Below are 19,224 nucleotides of genomic sequence, written 5' to 3'. Positions count from 1 at the left end.
CGGCTGGCTTAGCGGACAGCGCCTTCAAAAGCGTTCGGCGTCTCGGTGTTCTTGAGATATTCGAGAGCCTTCTTTGCCGACGCAACCAGCGCACCGAATGCATCCGGCTCGTGGATTGCGATGTCGGACAGAACCTTGCGGTCGATTTCGATGCCAGCCTTGGCCAGACCATCGATGAAACGGCCATAGGTCAGGCCCTGTTCGCGAACAGCAGCGTTGATGCGCTGGATCCAGAGAGCGCGGAACGAACGCTTGCGGTTCTTGCGGTCGCGGTAAGCATACTGCTTCGAACGGTCAACCGCAGCCTTGGCGGTGCGGATGGTGTTCTTGCGACGGCCACGGAAACCGGCAGCCTGATCCAGAACCTTCTTGTGCTTTGCGTGGGCGGTAACGCCGCGTTTTACGCGTGCCATGTTATGATCTCCTTCTCAGACTAATCTTAGAGGCCGTTCGGCAGGAACTGCTTCACGATCTTTGCATCGGCATCGGCGAGAACCATGGTGCCGCGTGCATCGCGAATGAACTTGTTCGAACGCTTGATCATGCCATGACGCTTACCAGCAGCGGCGGCCTTGACCTTGCCCGTGCCGGTGATCTTGAACCGCTTCTTGGCGGCCGATTTGGTCTTCATCTTGGGCATTTTGCTACTCCTTCTTGGCATCCCTCTCGTACCCAAGGGTACTCGACGCCTCTTGCTTATCTTCCCTCGTGCCTCCGGCACTCGACGCCTCTTGTGGTGGCGTCCGGTCATGCCTGATACGGACGGGAACCTAGTTTTACTTCCGGACTGACCAAGCCCGAAAAGCATACGAAACCGCCACGGCATGCCCTGCCGGGCGGTTCGAACGCGGCCTTATAGGCTCAAAGACCGCAAAAGGCAATGCCCGAATTGGGCGGAAAACGTCAATAAAGCCGCAGAAGCACCGGCAGAACGTGGATGTCCTGCAAATATTCCACGAGTTCGAAAAACGGATAGGCCACGAAAAACACCAGGCCGTCGGTGAAGGTGCGGTAAAGCCGGTCGGGACGGACGATCAGCTCCTTGTCATCGCGAAACAGCGAAAAACTTGGAAAGAACCGCGGAACTTTGGCACAATAGGCTTCATAAGGCTTGCCGAAATTCTGCTTGAGAAATTTCTCTTCCGTTCGGATGACAATCGAAAAGGCGAGATAGCAAAGCACACCGAAGGCAACCGCAATGATGAGGCTGCCGGTCTGCGCGCCAACGCCTATCGCACCGATGCTGCTGAAGACGTAAAGCGGATTGCGCGAAACGGAGTATGGTCCGCTCTGCACGATTTCCGCGCTCTTGCGCCCGCCAATATAGAGCGTACACCACATGCGGCCGATGATGGCAGCCACGATCAGGCTCAGACCAAAAGCCTCGACATATTCATGGAAATGGCCGGTCGCTTTCGCGCTGACGAAAAGCAGCGCCATGACCAGAAGCGCCACGACGGCGCCGATCGCAAAACGCCGACGCCGCTGATATTGCCCCAATTCGCCCAAAGTCTTCATTGCAGTTTCCTTGATCCCTTTTGTCCGGGCAAAAGAAAAGCCGCCCGAAGGCGGCTTTTCCAAGGCATCTCGAAATGGTCAGCGCGGAGCGAGCACCATCATCATCTGACGGCCTTCAAGCTTCGGCTCGGACTCGACCTTGGCGATTTCGACAGTATCTTCCTTGACGCGCTGCAAAAGCTTCATGCCAAGTTCCTGGTGCGCCATTTCGCGTCCACGGAAACGCAAGGTAACCTTGACCTTGTCGCCTTCCTCAAAGAAACGCAGAGCAGCCTTCATCTTCACCTCATAATCATGGGTGTCGATGTTCGGTCGCATCTTGATTTCCTTGATTTCAACCGTTTTCTGCTTCTTGCGCGCTTCGGCGGCCTTTTTCTGATTCTGATACTTCAGCTTGCCGAGGTCGACGATCTTGCAAACCGGAGGCTCTGCATTCGGCACGATCTCGACGAGATCGAGACCTGCTTCTTCCGCCATGGCCAGCGCTTCCTGAATGGAAACGTCACCATGGTTCTGGCCTTCGGCATCGATAAGCTGAACCCGGGGAACCCGGATATCACGGTTGGAGCGCGGTCCGTCTTTCTGAACCGGCGTCGCTCTGAAGGGTCGGCGAATGGTCGTTATCTCCTGAATTGTTACGTCTCATGCGGTCGGATGCTTGCTGCCAGACGGCATGTCCCCGATCAAACCGCAGTTGATCGCGGAAATGTCGTCAAGCAGGCGGCGAAGTCAATAGCATCTTTGGCAGGAAAAATCACCCCCGCGTGATAAACGTTCTTTTTGTCATCATTTCGCGGGAGCCAAGCGGCATATCGGTCACATTTGCCGTCATTTCAAGGGCCTCCCCCCACATGGCGGGTTTTCTCCGTTTTGCGAACATGCCAAAACAATCCCGAAAATTGAGGAGATCTGACATGGACGTTGCGGAGCCGGAATTCATTGACGTGGACGGAGCGAAAATCGCAGTCCGCTACAGAGCCGGCAACAAGGCGCCCGGCGTCATTTGGCTCGGCGGCTATCGTTCCGACATGCTGGGCACCAAGGCCGTTGTCCTCGACGAATGGGCGGCCGGGACCGGACACAGTGCCCTCCGGCACGATTATTCCGGCCATGGCGAATCCGGCGGCGATTTCAATCAGGGCACCATCTCGCGCTGGCTTGCGGAAAGCCTCGCCGTCTACCGCCAGTTTGCCAAGGGACCGCAAATCCTTGTCGGTTCCTCCATGGGAGGATGGATTGCGCTGCGCATGGCGCAGGAATTGAAGAAGGAAGGCAGGCCGCTCGCAGGCATCGTGCTGATCGCACCCGCGCCCGACTTCACCGCCACGCTCGTCGAACCCTCCCTCTCCGACGCACAGAAGAACGATCTCCTGGAAAAGGGCTATTTCGAGGAGCCTTCCGAATATTCGCCGAACCCTTATGTCTATACCCGCGCGCTGATCGAGGACGGGCGGAAGAATCTGGTTCTCAAGGATATCATCGAGACCGGCTGCCCGGTTCATATCCTGCAAGGCATGCAGGACCCGGATGTTCCCTACAGGCATGCGCTGCACCTTGTGGAACACCTGCCTGTCGATGATGTGACCCTGACGCTGGTGCGCGACGGCGATCACCGTCTCTCGCGACCACAGGATCTCGACCTTCTGATCCGCACCGTATCGGGTCTGGCGGAACGCATCGGCGAAAAATCATAACGGGGCACAATCATGCGTTTTTCAGTCTTCGCTTCCTCCGCGGTCGCAGCCATTGTCGGCTTCGGCGGCACGCTGGCGCTCATCATTGCGGCAGCACAGGTGCTGGGCGCCACACAGGCTGAAACCGCAAGCTGGGTTACGGCAATCTGTCTTGCAATTGCCGCTTCTTCCGTCTGGCTCAGCACCCGCTACAGGATGCCGATCATCGCGGCCTGGTCCACACCTGGACTGGCGCTGATCGGCGCCAGCGCCGGTTTCACGCTTGCCGAAGCGGTTGGCGCGTTCATCGTAACGGCGCTTGCACTCGTCGCCACCGGGCTGATCCGCCAATTGTCAGTCCTCGTTTCCCGGATTCCGGCTTCGGTCGCCTCAGGCATGCTTGCTGGCGTGCTGCTGAGTTTCGTCATTGCCGCAGCCAAGACAGTGCCTGGCGATCCGGTTTTCGTTCTGCCGCTGGTGGCGCTATTCTTCATCATCCGCCTGTTCAATCCCTCGCTCGCGGTCATAGCCGTTCTGGTGATCGGCATGCTCTTTGCATTGGTCACAGGACGCTCGCCCGCCCTGCCCGCGCCTGAAATCTCCACGCTCACCCTCATCTGGCCGGAATTCCACATGGGCGCGATGATCGGCATCGCGATCCCGCTCTATCTCGTGACCATGGCCTCGCAGAATCTGCCGGGCTTCGCCGTTCTGCGCGCTTCGGGTTATGAGCCGCCGACCAGCGCCTGTCTGCGCGTGACCGGCCTGTTTTCACTGCTGACCGCTCCTTTTGGTGCATCCACCACCAATCTTGCCGCCATTTCGGCAGCGCTCTGCACCAATCCCGATGCACATCCAGACCATGGCAAACGCTGGCTCACCGGGCCGGTCTATGCCGCGATCTATGTGGTGTTTGCCCTTTTCGGGGCGTCACTGGTCGCGATCTTTGCCGTATTGCCGGTCACGCTTATCGCGCTTGTTGCCGGGCTGGCGCTGACAGGCCCTTTCATCAATGCGATGTCGCTAGCGTTGAAGGACGAGAATGAGCGTCTCGCAGCCACCATAACCTTTGCGGTGACGGCCTCGGGCATGGCATTTTTTGGTGTCGGCTCCGCGTTCTGGGCGCTGATCGCCGGACTTTGCGTGACTTTTCTCGAACATCTTCGCAAAAAAATCTCGAATTAATCACATTGGTTACGAGACGCGCAGCCTGAATCCGCAGGTTGCATTCTTGAAAAGCCGCAATCTTTTCACCACGTCGAAGTCAAGCCGCCAGAAGAAAATGCCCGCATGAGGCGGGCTGGCAGGCCCTGGTTTCGCGCATGTTGCCGGACGATGTCGAACGGTTGATGGCATGCGCTTTTCGACGGAGCAGACCATGACCAATACCGCATTGATCCGCCCGGCATGGACGCCAGCCACGATTGCGCTGATGGTGCTCGGCTTTTTCCTGTTCTGGCCGCTTGGCCTTGCCATGCTTGCCTATATCCTCTGGGGTGATCGCCTCGAAGGATTCAAGCGCGGCGTCAACGAGAAGACCGATTCCATGTTCGGCTCGTTCCGCAACTGCCGCAAGGGCGAAGGTTTCAACTTCGGCGGCACCACCGGCAACGAGGCCTTTGACGACTGGCGCCGCGCCGAGCTGGAGCGGCTGGCTGAAGAGCGCCGCAAGCTTGAAGAAGCACGCACCGAATTCGAGGCCTATGCCGCAGAACTGCGCCGTGCCCGCGACAGGCAGGAATTCGACCGTTTCATGGCTGAACGCCGCGCGACCTCGAAGAAGACACCTGCCCCGCGCACAAAAAGCGGCAAGGACGACGTCACCGACGTCTAATCGCCAAAAAGCCTTTTAAAAGCATAGAGCGGCGCGGTTTTTCCGCGCCGTTTTGCGTCCATAAGCAAAATTTTCTGGCTTTTCGCGCGAATCACCTATTCTTTGGGGATGGCCCTTTCCTTTTTTCGGCAACTCAATGCAAACCGGATGCCTGCCGGTTCGGCGGCTGTCAGAAGCGAACGCATTCACGCGGTCGCTGGACGAGAATTGCCCTTGCGTGTCTTTGAAAATCCGCGCGCAAAAAGGCTGACGCTGCGTATCGAAGCAGGCGGCAGGGGATTGCGCATCACCGTGCCGCCCGGCCTGCCGGAACGCGAGGTGCAGAATTTTCTCAACCGCCATGAAGGCTGGATTGAAAGCCGCATCGCAAGGCTGCCCGATCAGCCGGGCGTGCGCGCCGGCATCAAGATTCCCCTGCGCGGTGTGCCACACAAGATCGTGCATCAGCCCGGTCGCGGCACGACACAGCTTCTCGACGGCAATATTCTGCTCGTCCATGGCGATCCGGCACATCTGCCGCGCCGCGTCGCCGATCACATCAAGCGCGACGTGAAGCGCGAGATCGAGGCGCTTGTCCTCCGTCACACCGCCACTGTCGGCCGCAAGGCCAAGGCGGTGCGCTTCAAGGACACGAAAAGCCGGTGGGGATCATGCACGGCCGACGGTGTGCTTTCCTTTTCCTGGCGCATCGGCATGGCTCCTGCCCCCGTCATCAATTATCTTGTCGCCCATGAGGTCGCCCATCTCATAGAGATGAACCATGGACCACAATTCTGGAAACTCTGCCATGCGCTTTGCCCCGACACGGAACGCTGCAAGGAGTGGCTGAAACGCAATGGCAGCGCATTACAGGCTATCGACTTCACATGAACCCATCCATACTGACCGCCGCCAAGGTGCTGTGGGATTATCACTGCATCTATGATCCGCTGGAAACCGCCGATGTCATCATCGGGCTTGGCAGCTATGATCCCCGCGTTGCCGAGAGGGCAGCCGATCTCTATCTGGAGGGGCTTGCGCCCTGGCTGATCTTTACCGGCAAGAGCGGCCACTGGACGGAAAAACTCTACAAGGCAAGTGAAGCGGAAGCCTTTGCCGAAATCGCGGCCCGGCGCGGTGTACCGGACGATGCCATCATCATCGAAGCCGATGCCACCAATATCGGCGAAAACATCCGCTTCTCCCGCGAAAAACTGGTGCCTGGCGCGATCAGCGCCATCCTCGTCACCAAACCGCAGACCCAGCGCCGCGTCCTTGCAACGGTCGCCCGGCAATGGCCGGAAGCCAGAGCCAGCGTAACCGCACCGCTCGTCTCCTTTGAGGACCAGCCGACAGCCGGATTTCCGCTCGAAATGCTTATCCATGAAATGACCGGCGACCTGCAACGCATTCTGGAATATCCGGCCAAGGGCTATCAGATCGCACAGGCGGTTCCCCTGGAGGTCATGGAGGCGTATGATTTTCTGATCGCACAGGGTTTTGACGGGCATCCGGTCCGATAGCAACTTGAGTAGCGCCCTGATTTGTGCGACGGGAAACCTATGGTCCTTGATATCAAAATATGCGGGTTGAAGACGCCCGAGGCTGTTGCCGCCGCCCTTGACGGCGGCGCGTCGCATATCGGCTTCATCTTCTTTCCGAAAAGCCCGCGCCATATTGCGCCGGATGTAGCGGCAGGGCTGCGCAGAGCCGCCACGGCCCGCGCAAGGACTGTTGCGGTAACAGTCGATGCCAGCGATGAAACACTGGATGAAATCGTTGCGACGGTCAGACCCGACATGCTGCAGCTTCACGGTAAGGAAACACCGGAACGGGTGCGTTTCGTGAAAGAACGCCACGGTCTTCCGGTGATGAAGGCGTTCTCGATCTGCGAAGCCGCCGATCTTGCTGCAATCGCGCCCTATCGGGGCGTTGCTGACCGCTTCCTCTTCGATGCCAGGCCGCCCAAGGGATCGGAACTTCCCGGCGGCAACGGCATATCCTTCGACTGGAACCTGCTGGCCGCGCTTGACGCGGATATCGATTACATGCTTTCCGGTGGGTTGAACGCGGACAATATCGCCGAGGCGCTTGAAAAGACAGGCGCGCACGGCATCGACATATCGTCCGGAGTGGAACGCGCGCCCGGCGAAAAGGACGTGCACCTTATTGAGAATTTCTTCCAGGCGGTAGCGGATGCGAATGCCCAGCCATTCGCCAGACGCGCCTGAACATGACGGAGCGGAAACGTTGAACAAGCCGGTTGCACCCAATTCCTACAAGACGGGCCCTGACGAAGAGGGCATGTTCGGCATGTTCGGTGGCCGTTTTGTCGCCGAAACACTCATGCCGCTGATCCTCCAATTGCAGGACGCCTATGGAACGGCGAAGAACGATCCTGCGTTCAAGGCGGAACTGAACGCGCTTTCCACCTTTTACGCCGGACGACCTTCCAAGCTCTATTTTGCCGAAGGCCTGACGAAACATCTGGGCGGCGCGAAGATTTACTTCAAGCGCGAAGACCTGAACCACACCGGCAGCCACAAGATCAACAATTGCCTTGGCCAGATTCTGCTGGCCAAGCGCATGGGCAAGACGCGCATCATCGCCGAAACCGGCGCCGGCCAGCATGGCGTGGCATCTGCCACCGTTGCCGCGCGCTTCGGCCTGCCCTGCGTGGTCTATATGGGGGCAACCGACGTCGAGCGTCAAAAGCCGAACGTGTTCCGCATGAAGCTGCTCGGCGCGGAAGTGAGGCCGGTTTCCGCGGGCAACGGCACGCTGAAAGACGCGATGAACGAAGCCCTGCGCGACTGGGTTACGAATGTCGAGGATACCTATTACCTGATCGGCACCGCCGCCGGTCCGCATCCCTATCCCGAACTGGTGCGCGATTTCCAGTCCGTCATCGGCACCGAAGCGCGCCAGCAGATTCTGGAACAGGAAGGCCGCCTGCCGGATGTGATCGTAGCGGCGGTCGGCGGCGGCTCCAATGCCATCGGCCTGTTCCATCCATTCCTCGATGACGCCTCGGTGAAGATCGTCGGTGTCGAAGCAGGCGGACGCGGCCTCGAGGGCGAGGAGCATTGCGCCTCGATGAGCGCGGGCCGCCCCGGCGTGCTGCATGGCAACCGCACCTATCTCCTCCAGAACAGTGACGGCCAGATTCTCGAAGGCCATTCCGTTTCCGCCGGTCTCGACTATCCCGGCGTCGGGCCGGAACATGCATGGCTGCGGGATAGCGGGCGCGTCGATTATGTGCCGATCCTCGACGATGAGGCGCTGGATGCATTCCAGCTATGCACCCGCACCGAAGGCATTATCCCCGCGCTCGAATCCGCCCATGCCATTGCGCAGGCCGTGAAAATGGCGCCGGCCATGGGCAAGGATCAGGTCATGATCGTCAATCTGTCCGGTCGTGGCGACAAGGATGTCCACACGGTCGGCAAGCTTCTCGGCATGGACATCTGACATGGGTAACGACGTCGCCGAAATCTCCGTCTACAAGCCGCGCGCCGCATGGTTCGACGGCCTGACGACGTGCGGCCCGGCGACGATCAAGCTCAACATCATCGAAGCCGATCCGGCCAATCCAGTGGCGGAGGCCGCTGTCGGCCTCGCCCGCAGGCAGATCGAAGCCGCTGCTGAAAAGCTCGTCGCCCTGCCGCATCTGGGGGCCGGTTTCGCCATTCTGCATCAGGGAGAGGAGGGCCTGTGGCTGCTTCTGCACTGGTGGCTGGAAGGCGGCATCGCCACGGAAATCCTCTGGCAGTCGGAACTCGGCGACGAGGTGGAATTCATATCCGCGCAGCCGCTCTTGATGGCCTGTGTTTGGGAACTCGGAATTATTGACTTTGAACGGCGCGCATGGATGGAAACGGCAATGGCGGGCAAGTCCGTTGCCGACTATCTGGCGCGCACTTTGCCACGGGGCACAGTATGACGACTCGCATCGACACCAAATTCGCCGAACTGAAGGCCGAGGGCCGTCCGGCGCTCGTTACCTATTTCATGGGTGGCGATCCCGATCTGGAAACTTCGCTCAAGGTGATGAAGGCGCTGCCGAAAGCCGGGGCGGACGTGATCGAGCTTGGCATGGCTTTCTCCGACCCGATGGCCGATGGCCCGGCCATTCAGGCGGCTGGCCTGCGTGCCCTCAATGCCGGACAGACGCTCGCCAAGACGCTGCATATGGCCGCGGAATTCCGCAAGGAAGACAACACAACACCCATCGTGATGATGGGCTATTACAACCCGATCTATGTCTATGGCGTGGAGCGCTTTCTGGCCGATGCCAAGGCATCCGGCGTCGACGGCCTGATCGTCGTCGATCTTCCCTCCGAAATGGATGCGGAACTTTGCATTCCGGCCATGAAGGCGGGCATCAATTTCATTCGCCTCACCGCGCCGACCACCGACGACAAGCGCCTGCCGAAAGTGCTGCATAACTCGTCGGGCTTCGTCTATTATGTCTCGATGAACGGCATCACCGGCTCGGCGATCGCCGATACGGCAAAGGTCGGCGAAGCCGTACGTCACATCAAGAAAAGCACCGACCTGCCGATCTGCGTCGGTTTCGGCGTCAAGACGCCGGAACAGGCCGCAGCCATCGCCGCCCATGCGGATGGCGTCGTCGTCGGCACGGCCATCGTCAATGCCATCGCCGGTGAACTCGATGAAAAGAACAAGGTGAAAGGCGATCCGGTCGCCGCCGCGACCCGGCTTGTCCGCGCCCTTGCGGAGAGTGTGCGCGCCACACGCCTTGAAGCCGCCCAATAAATCGTCCATTTAAGCGGCTGAGAAGTCGTTGCCGAAGAACAAGAAACGGAACCAAACGTCATGAACTGGATCACCAACTACGTTCGTCCGAAGATCAATTCGATGCTCGGTCGCCGTGAAATGCCGGAAAATCTATGGATCAAGGATCCATCGACCGGCGAAATGGTGTTCCACAAGGATCTGGAAAGCAACCAGTTCGTGATTCCGTCTTCGGGCCATCACATGCGCATCAAGGCGAAGGATCGCCTGCGCTTTTTCTTTGACAATGGCGAATATACGACGCTTGAAGCGCCAAAAGTGCCTGTCGATCCGCTGAAATTCCGCGACGAGAAGAAATATATCGACCGTCTCAAGGATTATCGCACCCGCACCGGCATGGATGACGCCATCATCAACGGCCTCGGCACCATCGAAGGTCTGCCGATTGTCGCCACGGTCCAGGATTTCGGCTTCATGGGCGGTTCGCTCGGCATGGGCGCCGGTGAAGCGATCATCCAGGGCTTTGAAAAGGCCATAGAACTCAAGCGTCCGCTGGTTCTGTTCGCCGCCTCCGGTGGCGCGCGCATGCAGGAAGGCATCCTGTCGCTCATGCAGCTTCCGCGCACCACGGTTGCCGTGGAAATGCTGAAAGAAGCCGGTCTGCCCTACATCGTCGTCCTGACCAATCCGACCACCGGCGGCGTGACGGCTTCCTATGCCATGCTGGGCGATGTCCACATTGCCGAACCCGGCGCACTGATCGGCTTTGCCGGACCGCGCGTCATCGAGCAGACGATCCGCGAAAAGCTGCCGGAAGGCTTCCAGAGCGCCGACTATCTCATGGAACACGGCATGGTCGACATGGTCGTCTCGCGTCTGGAACTGAAGGGCACGATTGCACGCCTTCTCAAGATCATGACCAGACAGCCCGGCAATAGCGACGCGCCGGAACCCAAAAAGACGGAAGCAACCGACAAGGCAGCCTGATCGTGACCGAAAAAGCCGCCGCCGCAATCGAGCGGCTTATGCAGTTGCATCCAAAGGGTTTCGATCTTTCGCTCGACCGCATTCGCGGTCTGCTGGAACAGCTTGGCAATCCGCATCTGAAACTGCCGCCGGTCATCCACATTGCCGGAACCAACGGCAAGGGATCGGCGACCGCTTTCTGCCGCGCGCTTCTGGAAGCGGGCGGCTTCGATGTTCACGTCCACACCTCGCCGCACCTCGTCCACTGGCACGAGCGCTATCGCCTGGCAGCGCCAGGCGGCGGCAGGCTGGTCAGCGACGATATTCTGGCCGAAGCCATAGAGCGTGTTGCAGCGGCCAATGGCGGCCAGCACATCACTGTTTTCGAAATCCTGACCGCCGTGGCCTTCGTGCTCTTTTCCGAGCATCCGGCGGATGTCGTCATCATGGAAGTGGGCCTTGGCGGGCGTTTCGACGCCACCAATGTCATTCCTGAACCCGCCGTCTCGCTCATCATGCCGGTTTCCATCGACCATCAGGCCTATCTCGGCGACCGTGTGGAGCTTATTGCCGCTGAAAAAGCCGGTATCATCAAGAAGGATTGCCCGGTCGTCGTAGGGTTCCAGCCCTTTGATGCGGCACGGGAGGTTCTCGTCTCGACCGCAGACCGCCTTGGTTGTCCCGTCTCGGTTTACGGGCAGGATTTTCTCGCTTTCGAGGAACATGGCCGCATGGTGTTCCAGAACGAGGATGGCCTGATCGACCTGCCATTGCCGCGCCTGCCCGGACGTCATCAGATTTCCAATGCCGCAGCCGCAATCGAGGCCGTACAGATGGCCGGGTTCAACCTGACCGACAAAGCCGTCGAAAAGGCGCTGATGGTGGTGGACTGGCCTGCCCGCATGCAGCGGCTGACCCATGGCGAGCTCGTGAACCTCGCTCCGGCAGCATCTGAAATCTGGCTCGATGGCGGGCATAATCCGGGCGCGGGTGCCGTGATCGCGGAAGCCTTTGGCGACCTTGAAGAACGCAATGCGCGCCCGCTGTTTCTCGTAACCGGCATGATCAATACCAAGGACCCGGTTGGCTATTTCGAAGCCTTTGCCGGCATGGCACGGCATGTTTTCACCGTGCCTATTCCGTCCAGCGATGCGGGCATTCCCAACGACGCGCTGGCGATCGCAGCCCAGAAAGCCAATCTGTCGGCAGAACCGGTGCATTCGGTTGCCAATGCGTTGAAACTTCTACACGACACATGGCCTGCGGATGAAGCGCCGCCACGTATCCTGATTGGCGGTTCGCTTTACCTTGCCGGTGAAGTCTTGCGCGATAACGGCACGCCACCCCAATAAACAAAAACCCGGCTCGCAGGCCGGGTTTTGCGTTTTTATAATGCTGTTCTTTATGCAGCCGAAGCCTTGATCCAGTCGGCAAGGCGGCTCTTCGGAGCAGCGCCAACCATATTGGCGGCGAGTTCGCCGTCCTTGAACATCAGAAGCGTCGGGATCGAACGCACGCCGAACTGCGCGGCCAGTTCCGGGTTCTCATCAATGTTCACCTTGGCGATCTTGATCTGGCCGGCCATTTCGGTCGCGATTTCATCCAGTGCCGGAGCGATCATCTTGCAGGGACCGCACCACTCCGCCCAGAAATCCACCACCACAGGCTCGCTCGACTGGAGAACGTCCGACTGAAAATTGCTGTTATCGACCTTAACGGTTGCCATAGGGCTATCCTCTTTTCTCACCAAGAACGGCAGACATCTTTTCAGACTCACACCACATTCCGCTCTTTATTCACTATATCATGTGGCGCGTCTGCCGCCATCCGTCAAGTTCTGGTTACTCACCTTTCCTTGAGAGTCTTTCAGGGACTGCAACGCCTCGTCCAGAATCGCATCCGGCAAAGGCATCAAAAACGGGCCCTCGGTGAAAAGGAGCGCCGTTTCGACAATCCGTCCCGGATAGAGCGGTGCCAGCAATTCCCGGTAGAGCGCAAGCTGCGCCCGATAGGCGAAAGGAACCGCTTGAACAGTTTTCGGTGGCGGTCGATTGGTCTTGTAGTCGACGATCAGCACCCGGTCCTCACCGACGCTGATGCGGTCGATCTGGCCCGACACGGCATGATCGCGCCCGCCAAGCTCGATCGTACCCATGATGGCGACTTCCCCGCGTGAGCCTTCCGCAAAGACAGGCGCATAGGTCGGATCGTCCAGAATGGTCCGCACACTTTGCCATGCTATCTGACGCTCCGTTTCCGGCCAATCGGCGGTGATCCGGTCAAGATAGTCATGCGCAAGCGTTGCACGGTCAGCCTGTGGCACATCGGGCAGATATTGCAGCAGCATGTGGATTGCCGTGCCGCGCCGCAGCGCAAAGGCTGGCGTGCCATTGCCCGGCCCCAGAACCGGCGAAAACGTATCGAGCGGCGGTTCCTCATCCGCTTCGATCAACGCGGATGCGCCGGATGGAGCCAGCGGCCGCGGCAATCCGGTTTCAGGCTTTATCGGCTTGCGATATTCGTCTGGAAATGATGGCAAAGCATGGTCTTCAGCCTTGTTCTGATCGGCAATCTCGACCATTCCGCGCGGTGTATTGCGGTAACGCCGCGCGGCAACTTTCAGAACGGGGTGCACGAATGTCTCGGCCTTGGTGGCCAGCGCATCCTCGACAAGGCGATGCCATGTCTCGCCGCTTTCACGCGTGCCGCGATAGCCGCAGATGATGAGACGGTCTTCGGCCCGCGTCATGCCGACATAAAGCAGGCGGCGATATTCTTCCTCGGCCCGCGTTTTGAGCTTTTCGATCTGCGCGGTCGTGAATCCCGTCTGGTATCCGGCATTGGGTTGCCAGAGATAGCCTTTCACCGGAGGATTGTCGTTCGAAAACTCAAAAGGAATAAGCTTTGGCGCGCGACTGCCGGTCCAGACCGCGCTTCCCGGATCGACCAGAAACACCACCGCCCCTTCCAGCCCCTTGGCGGCATGGACGGTCATGATGCGCACTTCATTGCGCCCCTGATCCAGTTCGCGCTTGATTTCTGGCGATGCCGCTTCCAGCGTTTCAAGGAAGGCCTGCAAGCCCGGCAGACCGGCGCGCTCGGCGGAAAGCGCATAGTTCTGGAATTCGTCGATAATGTCGCCAGCCTCCGGCCCCAACCGGGCCAGAAGTTTTCGCCGTGCACCGTCCGCGCTCAATATGCGTGCATAGAATTCGAACACCGGCATGGTGTCGGCCATATTGCGCCAGCGGCTCAAGGTTTTGTGCACTTCGGCCAATGCTGCATCGCTGCGCGATAGCTGGTAGAGCCGCTCAAACAGTGTGAGGCTTGAACCTCGCGGATGGGCAAGCTCGAACAGCTGGTTGTCATCCCAGCCGAACAGCGGGCTTTTCAGGATCGATGCCAGCGAAAGATCATCCGAAGGCTGCAACACGAAACGCCCGAGCGCCATCAGGTCCTGAATGGCGATATGGCTGGTGAGCCGCAGGCGGTCAGCGCCTGCCACCGGAACGGACAGGTTTTTCAGCGCCCGCGACAGAGCAGGCATGAACTGGTCGCGCTTTCGCACCAGTACCATGATGTCACGCGGCATGATCCGCCGGTTCTGTCCCGGAATAGCTTCGCCTCTATCCAGCCAGTGGCGAATGGTGGCGGCTATCTGATCCGCCAGCCGGACGGCAGGTGCTGCCAGATGATCAACCGGCTCACGCCAGTCGTCCGGTTCTTCCACCACTTCCGGCGTCAGCATATCCCAGATTTCCACCTCGCCCGGCGCGTCGGAACGAATGGCCTCATGCACCGTTGCGCCCGCAAGGCCGCGATTGGCCTCGGGTCGCGCAAAAACCTCGTCGACCGCCTGCAAAACATCCGGCGCGGAGCGGAACGAGAAATTGAGACTAACGCGCTCGAATTTCAGCTCTGCATCTTCCGCGCGAAGACTGACGGAACGCCCCTGCGCCGCAAAATCCTCCGGCACCGCGCCCTGGAACGAATAGATCGACTGTTTTTCATCACCGACGGCAAAGAGCGTGCGGCTGATATTGCGCTGCCCGAGGCCGGAGAAAAATTCTTCCGACAACATGCGGATCACCTGCCACTGGTCGGGGCTGGTATCCTGCGCCTCATCGACCAAAATATGATCGATGCCGCGATCGAGCTTATATTGCACCCACTGCCCTGCGCCGTTACGGGCAAGCAGCGCCACGGTTCGGGTGATGAGATCCTCGAAATCGAGCAGTCCACGCTGGCGTTTCAGGTCATGATAGCGTTGCAGCAGATTATCGATCAGCGTCAGCGCGGCCAGATTGAGCCGCACAAGGCGCAACTCCTTCAGCCGGTCGAGACCCTGTTCGACACGCGCCGCCGCCGCGTCGAAATCTTCCTCGAAATCCGGCAGAAGTTTTTTCACCGCTGCCGAGCAGACATAGGAGCCGGATTTGGGCTCGCCGGTACTTTTCAGGAAGGCGGCGCGCAACACGGCCTCGCGGTCGCGCTGGCTTGTCACTTTCTCAAAACGCCGGAGTTGTAGCGCAAAATCCTGCGCGCGCGACGCGCCCTTTTGGATCGACATGATGAGATCGAGCGCATCGTCGGAAAATTCCGGTATCGGCCAGAGATCGGCGACGAGATCGTCTTCGCTGGTTTGCGGATCGAAGCGGAAAGCGCGATGCAGGGCTTCGCTTCGATGTGCCGCCACGCCCAGTTCGGCGATATAGGTCTGCAAGCCGTTGCGTCTGCTTACCGCCTCGTCCAGAAGCGATTGCAGCCCCATCTCGCCGGCTGCCTGCAAAACATCGGCAAAGGCTGCTGCGAGCTCAATATCGCCGCCGCCATGCGCTGTTTCAAGCAACTGACGCCGCGCTTCGCCGACAAGAGCGGCCTGCATCAGATCATCCATCATCTCGAAATGACCGGCAATGTTCGCCTCAAGCGGGAACTGGTGCAGGATCGCTTCGCAGAAAGCGTGGATGGTCTGGATTTTCAGCCCGCCCGGCGTTTCCAGCGCACGCGCAAACAGCCGTCGCGCGGCGGCAAGACGGGCATCGCCCGGCCTGCGCCCTTCCAGCGATTTCAGACGTTCGGCAAGTTCGATATCGGGCAGGACCGCCCATTCGGAAAGCCGCATGAACACGCGGTTCTGCATCACCGCCGCTGCCGCCTTGGTATAGGTGAGGCAGAGAATCTTGGACGGGTCCGTGCCTTCCAGCAGCAGGCGGATAACCCGTTCGGTCAGAACGTGCGTCTTGCCTGAACCTGCATTGGCGGACACCCAGACAGAGGCTGCCGGATCAGCGGCCCTGCCCTGCGCAAACAATGTTTCCGGCGGAATATGGAGCTTCTTTTTCACGCCTCGCCCTCCCCGCCAGTATCGCCCCCGGCAGACCATTCCAGCACCCGCGCCAGATGATCGTAATCGCCCGTCAGATCGGTTTCACGGAACGGCAATGCGCGCGACAGATACCCTTTTTCCGGCTTCTGATACTCGGCCAGCAGTTGCGCCAGCCGCTGCCAGGATTCTTCGCCAAGCGCCAGGGCGGTTTTCTCCGATGGCGGTCGTCCGATCTTGAGGATGGATTCCGGCTTGACCTCGCCGCCCGCCTTGAGACGGACATAGGTGAGGTCCGAAGCGCGGACCGCCCCCAGTTCGCGGAATGCGCCGCGTACCAGCAACGCTGCCTCCAATGCCAACTGCGGCGACAGCAGCACATGCGCCTGTTTGGGCGATGGCGTCGAACCGGTCTTGTAATCGATGATTTCGGCTGTTCCGTCGCGCATCAGGTCGATGCGGTCCGCACGGCCGGAAAGCGTGATGCCAAGCCCTTCGACCTCGCGCTTGTCGGAGGAAATCTCGGCAAAGCGGGTCTGGACATTATAGGCGCGCTCGCGCTCCCAGGCCAGAAACTGCGGAATGAGCGCCGTGAAGCGCGGCCACCATACGGCCTCTATTTCCGTCGGCAAATCCATATCGGCAAAGAGGATGCGGCCAAACTCCATCAGGCGTTCGGCGGCATCGGGCGCCAGCGGATCGATTGCCTCTTGCGTGAAATGACCCAGAATATCGTGGAACAAAGTGCCGCGCTCGGCGGCAGCCGGATCACGGATCAAAGGCTCAAGTGGCCGGAGTTTCAATATCTTCTTGGCGAAAATCGCATAGGGATCGCGGCGCAGCGTTTCGATTTCCGTCACCGAAAAATGCTTCGGACGTGCAGCGACAGGAGGGGCTGGTTCCGGCCGCTTGACGAAAGGCACGTCGGGCGCCTGATCGATTTCGCGCGACCACTGGATGAAACGCGCCCCGCGCCTGCGCATTTGCGCGGTCACACCAGCGCCCAGCACGGTTTCAAGCCGCTGCAGCCAGCGTGAGGGAACCGTCGGCGCATTGTCGGAACGCTGCGAGCGCGTCAGCACGACATGATCCATGCCCAGCGCCATCTGGAAGTCGTGGGCGGCAAGGCCGGTGCGGCGTTCGGGCGGATCGAGCGCGATCATCGACTTCATCGGGCGCGACATGAACGGATCATTGCGGGTGCGGGCAGGCCAACTCCCCTCATTGAGACCGCCAATCACCACCGTATCCATGGTTTGCAGGCGTGCTTCCAGCGCGCCCCAGATGAAGAGCCGCGGATGACCGCCCGGATGCGGCTTGACCGTCTCGCCCGCCATCAGCGCGTCGAGGATGGCTGGCCATTCCGAAGCTTCAAAGTCGAGCCCGGCCTCGCTTGAAACCAGACCCCGCAAAAAGGCGGCAAGCTGTTCTCCGCGTTCGCCGGAATAAAAAGGCGCGAGGCTGGCCTTTTCGTTGCGCGCAAGATTTTCCAGCGCCTCGACCGTGGCGCGGGCGATTTCGCCGATCTCGGTCCTGCGGCCAGCGAGGACGAAAGGTGCGAGTGGCACGACGGCTTCTGACAGGCTCTCGCAAAGATTGCGGGCAGCCGCGATCATGTCCGGCGTAACGGTGTCATGCCATGCCGGTTGCCATGGCTGGTTGGCGCTTTCCTCCAGCCGCCGGTCGAAAAACACCGGAAGATCGAGCACCGAAGCGCGGCCCGTGCCGCCGCGAAAGGCGATGAGTTCGAGCGTTTCGGCGGCAAGGCGTCGCTCGATGCGGGGCGCCTCCAGCCGCAGCAGCGGATGCTTGACCAGCGCCAGCAGCGCGACCGGATCGCCCGGATTGAACACGGTTTCGACCAGCAGCCGCAGCAATGTCGTGGTTTCGACATCGCGCAGGTGCCGCCCACCGGAATCGTCGGCATCGATCCCGAAACGGGCGAGTTCACCCACCACGCGCCGCGCCAGATTGCGGTCGGCGGTGACGAGCGCCGCCGTCTTGCCTTCCTCATTGATGGCATCGCGCAAGGCAAGAGCGACGGCGAGCGCCTCTTCGCGTTCGTTGGCGGCTTCAATCAGGTCGATCGTCTGCGCGGCGGCGTGCAAGCTATCAGTCTCTATATCAAGCTTGCCCCATGCATCGGTCGTTTCCGCCGGGCGAAGCGCTTCGCTCACCACCCGCTCGCGCAGGCGTTTGGAAGCTGGCATATCGTCCAGATGTTCCACGTCGTCGCGCAATGTCTGCATTGCATCCAAAAGCTTGCGCAAGCCGAATTGCGGATGACCAAAGGTCGAGGGATTGTCGGTCGCCGATGCCAGCATCTGCCAGGCGGCATCATCCAGATCGCGGTCCAGCCCCGGCAGCACCACCGCGCCATTGGGCAAATCCGCAATAGCGGAAATAAGTTCGGCAGTCGCCGGTATGGAACCGGTAGAACCCGCAACGATCACCGGCCCGGTTGGCGGATGGGCGCGCAGGCGCTTTACCTCGCTCCAGATGAGATCATTGCGATGCGCAGCTGGATTTGAAAGCCTGCGTTCCGCGAGAATGTCCGGCCACAGATTGGTGACGATATTGAGAAAGCCAAGCGTGACCTGCCACCAGTCGGCGAGGTCTTCCGGGGCAATGCTCGCAAGCTCGCTCCATGCAGCTCCGTCGGTTTCGACCTGATCCATCAACCCCGCCAGATCGCGGGCAAGCCAGATCGCATCGGCAGTCGTTGCCGGAACGGAAACATCGTCAACGCCGAAAAGGGCACGCACATGGGAGGGCAGCGATTCCCGCCACGGACGGATCAATCGCGCCAGAAGCAGAAGCCGCTCCGCCGTGCCGATAGGCGGATTGATATCGAAGACGCCTGATGAGTCGGCATTGAAGAAAGCGGCATCTTCATCCACGTCACCCAGCGGTTTTATCGTCGGCAATATAGCGCTTCTAGCTAGATTCTTATCTACTAAAATCGATCTTAGCGCACGCGCCGCACGGCGCGTCGGCACATAGATGGTTGCATTGGCCAATGCCAGCGGATCGGAGGGGTTGGCAGGAAAGCCCTCAACCAACCGGCCTTCCAGAAGCGCCTTGGCAAAAGCAGGCAGAAACGGCGTGCCGGGAGGAATTGAAAACAGGCGCTGTTTCCCATCTCTGGGCTGTCGTGCGCTCATGCGTTT

General features: G+C 59.9%; 18 protein-coding genes. 11 read left to right on the top strand and 7 right to left on the bottom strand.

All coding sequences use genetic code 11. The annotated features are described in order from the left end of the window. Positions 1-8 precede the first annotated feature (8 nt). The 4 genes from rplT to infC form a co-directional block, all read right to left on the bottom strand. Positions 9-413, bottom strand: coding sequence for a 50S ribosomal protein L20 (gene rplT, locus AVM02_RS13875; RefSeq protein ID WP_006468099.1), 405 nt, complete (start codon positions 411-413; stop codon positions 9-11). A gap of 26 nt (positions 414-439) precedes the next feature. Next, positions 440-640, bottom strand: coding sequence for a 50S ribosomal protein L35 (rpmI, locus tag AVM02_RS13870; protein ID WP_002965184.1), 201 nt, complete (start codon positions 638-640; stop codon positions 440-442). A gap of 263 nt (positions 641-903) precedes the next feature. Further along, positions 904-1,518 carry a methyltransferase family protein gene (locus AVM02_RS13865; RefSeq protein ID WP_411507508.1) on the bottom strand — a complete coding sequence of 205 codons (615 nt, stop codon included), beginning with the start codon at positions 1,516-1,518 and terminating at the stop codon, positions 904-906. Positions 1,519-1,596: 78 nt separating this feature from the next. Beyond that, positions 1,597-2,133, bottom strand: coding sequence for a translation initiation factor IF-3 (infC, locus tag AVM02_RS13860; protein WP_122002851.1), 537 nt, complete (start codon positions 2,131-2,133; stop codon positions 1,597-1,599). Between the two features lie 299 nt (positions 2,134-2,432). Here infC and AVM02_RS13855 point away from each other — a divergent pair, with 299 nt between their 5' ends. The 11 genes from AVM02_RS13855 (at position 2,433) to AVM02_RS13805 (ending at position 12,080) form a co-directional block, all read left to right on the top strand. Continuing rightward, positions 2,433-3,212 carry an alpha/beta hydrolase gene (locus tag AVM02_RS13855; RefSeq protein WP_411507507.1) on the top strand — a complete coding sequence of 260 codons (780 nt, stop codon included), beginning with the start codon at positions 2,433-2,435 and terminating at the stop codon, positions 3,210-3,212. 12 nt (positions 3,213-3,224) lie between these two features. Further along, entirely contained in the window at positions 3,225-4,376 is a 1,152-nt protein-coding gene (locus AVM02_RS13850) for a benzoate/H(+) symporter BenE family transporter (protein ID WP_411507506.1), read from the top strand. Between the two features lie 193 nt (positions 4,377-4,569). Beyond that, a complete protein-coding gene (locus AVM02_RS13845) occupies positions 4,570-5,025 on the top strand; it encodes a DUF2852 domain-containing protein (RefSeq protein ID WP_411507505.1) in 456 nt (151 codons plus the stop codon). A gap of 108 nt (positions 5,026-5,133) precedes the next feature. Next, positions 5,134-5,895 (top strand): M48 family metallopeptidase, encoded by a 762-nt coding sequence (locus AVM02_RS13840; protein WP_411507504.1) that lies wholly within the window; start codon positions 5,134-5,136, stop codon positions 5,893-5,895. Further along, positions 5,892-6,527 carry a YdcF family protein gene (locus tag AVM02_RS13835; protein ID WP_411507503.1) on the top strand — a complete coding sequence of 212 codons (636 nt, stop codon included), beginning with the start codon at positions 5,892-5,894 and terminating at the stop codon, positions 6,525-6,527. The genes AVM02_RS13840 and AVM02_RS13835 overlap by 4 nt, the downstream gene beginning before the upstream one ends. 39 nt (positions 6,528-6,566) lie before the next feature. Further along, positions 6,567-7,235 carry a phosphoribosylanthranilate isomerase gene (locus tag AVM02_RS13830; RefSeq protein WP_411507502.1) on the top strand — a complete coding sequence of 223 codons (669 nt, stop codon included), beginning with the start codon at positions 6,567-6,569 and terminating at the stop codon, positions 7,233-7,235. Between the two features lie 19 nt (positions 7,236-7,254). After that, positions 7,255-8,475 (top strand): tryptophan synthase subunit beta, encoded by a 1,221-nt coding sequence (trpB, locus tag AVM02_RS13825; RefSeq protein WP_411507501.1) that lies wholly within the window; start codon positions 7,255-7,257, stop codon positions 8,473-8,475. A gap of 1 nt (position 8,476) precedes the next feature. Beyond that, positions 8,477-8,947: a hypothetical protein gene (locus tag AVM02_RS13820; RefSeq protein ID WP_411507500.1), complete on the top strand. Its 471-nt coding sequence runs from the start codon at positions 8,477-8,479 to the stop codon at positions 8,945-8,947. Beyond that, positions 8,944-9,783 carry a tryptophan synthase subunit alpha gene (gene trpA / locus AVM02_RS13815; RefSeq protein WP_411507499.1) on the top strand — a complete coding sequence of 280 codons (840 nt, stop codon included), beginning with the start codon at positions 8,944-8,946 and terminating at the stop codon, positions 9,781-9,783. The genes AVM02_RS13820 and trpA overlap by 4 nt, the downstream gene beginning before the upstream one ends. A gap of 60 nt (positions 9,784-9,843) precedes the next feature. Then, the gene (accD, locus tag AVM02_RS13810; protein WP_411507498.1) at positions 9,844-10,749 is read left to right on the top strand and encodes an acetyl-CoA carboxylase, carboxyltransferase subunit beta; all 906 of its coding nucleotides are present in this window, start codon (positions 9,844-9,846) and stop codon (positions 10,747-10,749) included. A 38-nt stretch (positions 10,750-10,787) separates the two neighbouring features. Beyond that, positions 10,788-12,080 (top strand): bifunctional folylpolyglutamate synthase/dihydrofolate synthase, encoded by a 1,293-nt coding sequence (locus AVM02_RS13805; RefSeq protein ID WP_411507681.1) that lies wholly within the window; start codon positions 10,788-10,790, stop codon positions 12,078-12,080. Positions 12,081-12,130: 50 nt separating this feature from the next. Here AVM02_RS13805 and trxA read toward each other — a convergent pair whose 3' ends face one another. The 3 genes from trxA to addB all read right to left on the bottom strand — a co-directional run bounded on the left by trxA (position 12,131) and on the right by addB (position 19,218). Then, complete coding sequence (trxA, locus tag AVM02_RS13800; RefSeq protein ID WP_075041819.1) at positions 12,131-12,454, bottom strand: thioredoxin; 324 nt, start codon at positions 12,452-12,454, stop codon at positions 12,131-12,133. Positions 12,455-12,532: 78 nt separating this feature from the next. After that, positions 12,533-16,075 carry a double-strand break repair helicase AddA gene (gene addA, locus AVM02_RS13795; RefSeq protein ID WP_411507497.1) on the bottom strand — a complete coding sequence of 1,181 codons (3,543 nt, stop codon included), beginning with the start codon at positions 16,073-16,075 and terminating at the stop codon, positions 12,533-12,535. Continuing rightward, complete coding sequence (gene addB / locus AVM02_RS13790; protein ID WP_411507496.1) at positions 16,072-19,218, bottom strand: double-strand break repair protein AddB; 3,147 nt, start codon at positions 19,216-19,218, stop codon at positions 16,072-16,074. The genes addA and addB overlap by 4 nt, the downstream gene beginning before the upstream one ends. Positions 19,219-19,224: the final 6 nt, after the last annotated feature.

It is taken from the genome of Brucella anthropi (assembly GCF_046630315.1).
Lineage (GTDB): Bacteria > Pseudomonadota > Alphaproteobacteria > Rhizobiales > Rhizobiaceae > Brucella > Brucella anthropi_A.
The sequence above is the reverse complement of the archived record's forward strand: the minus strand, read 5'-3'. Positions and strand labels throughout refer to the sequence as shown.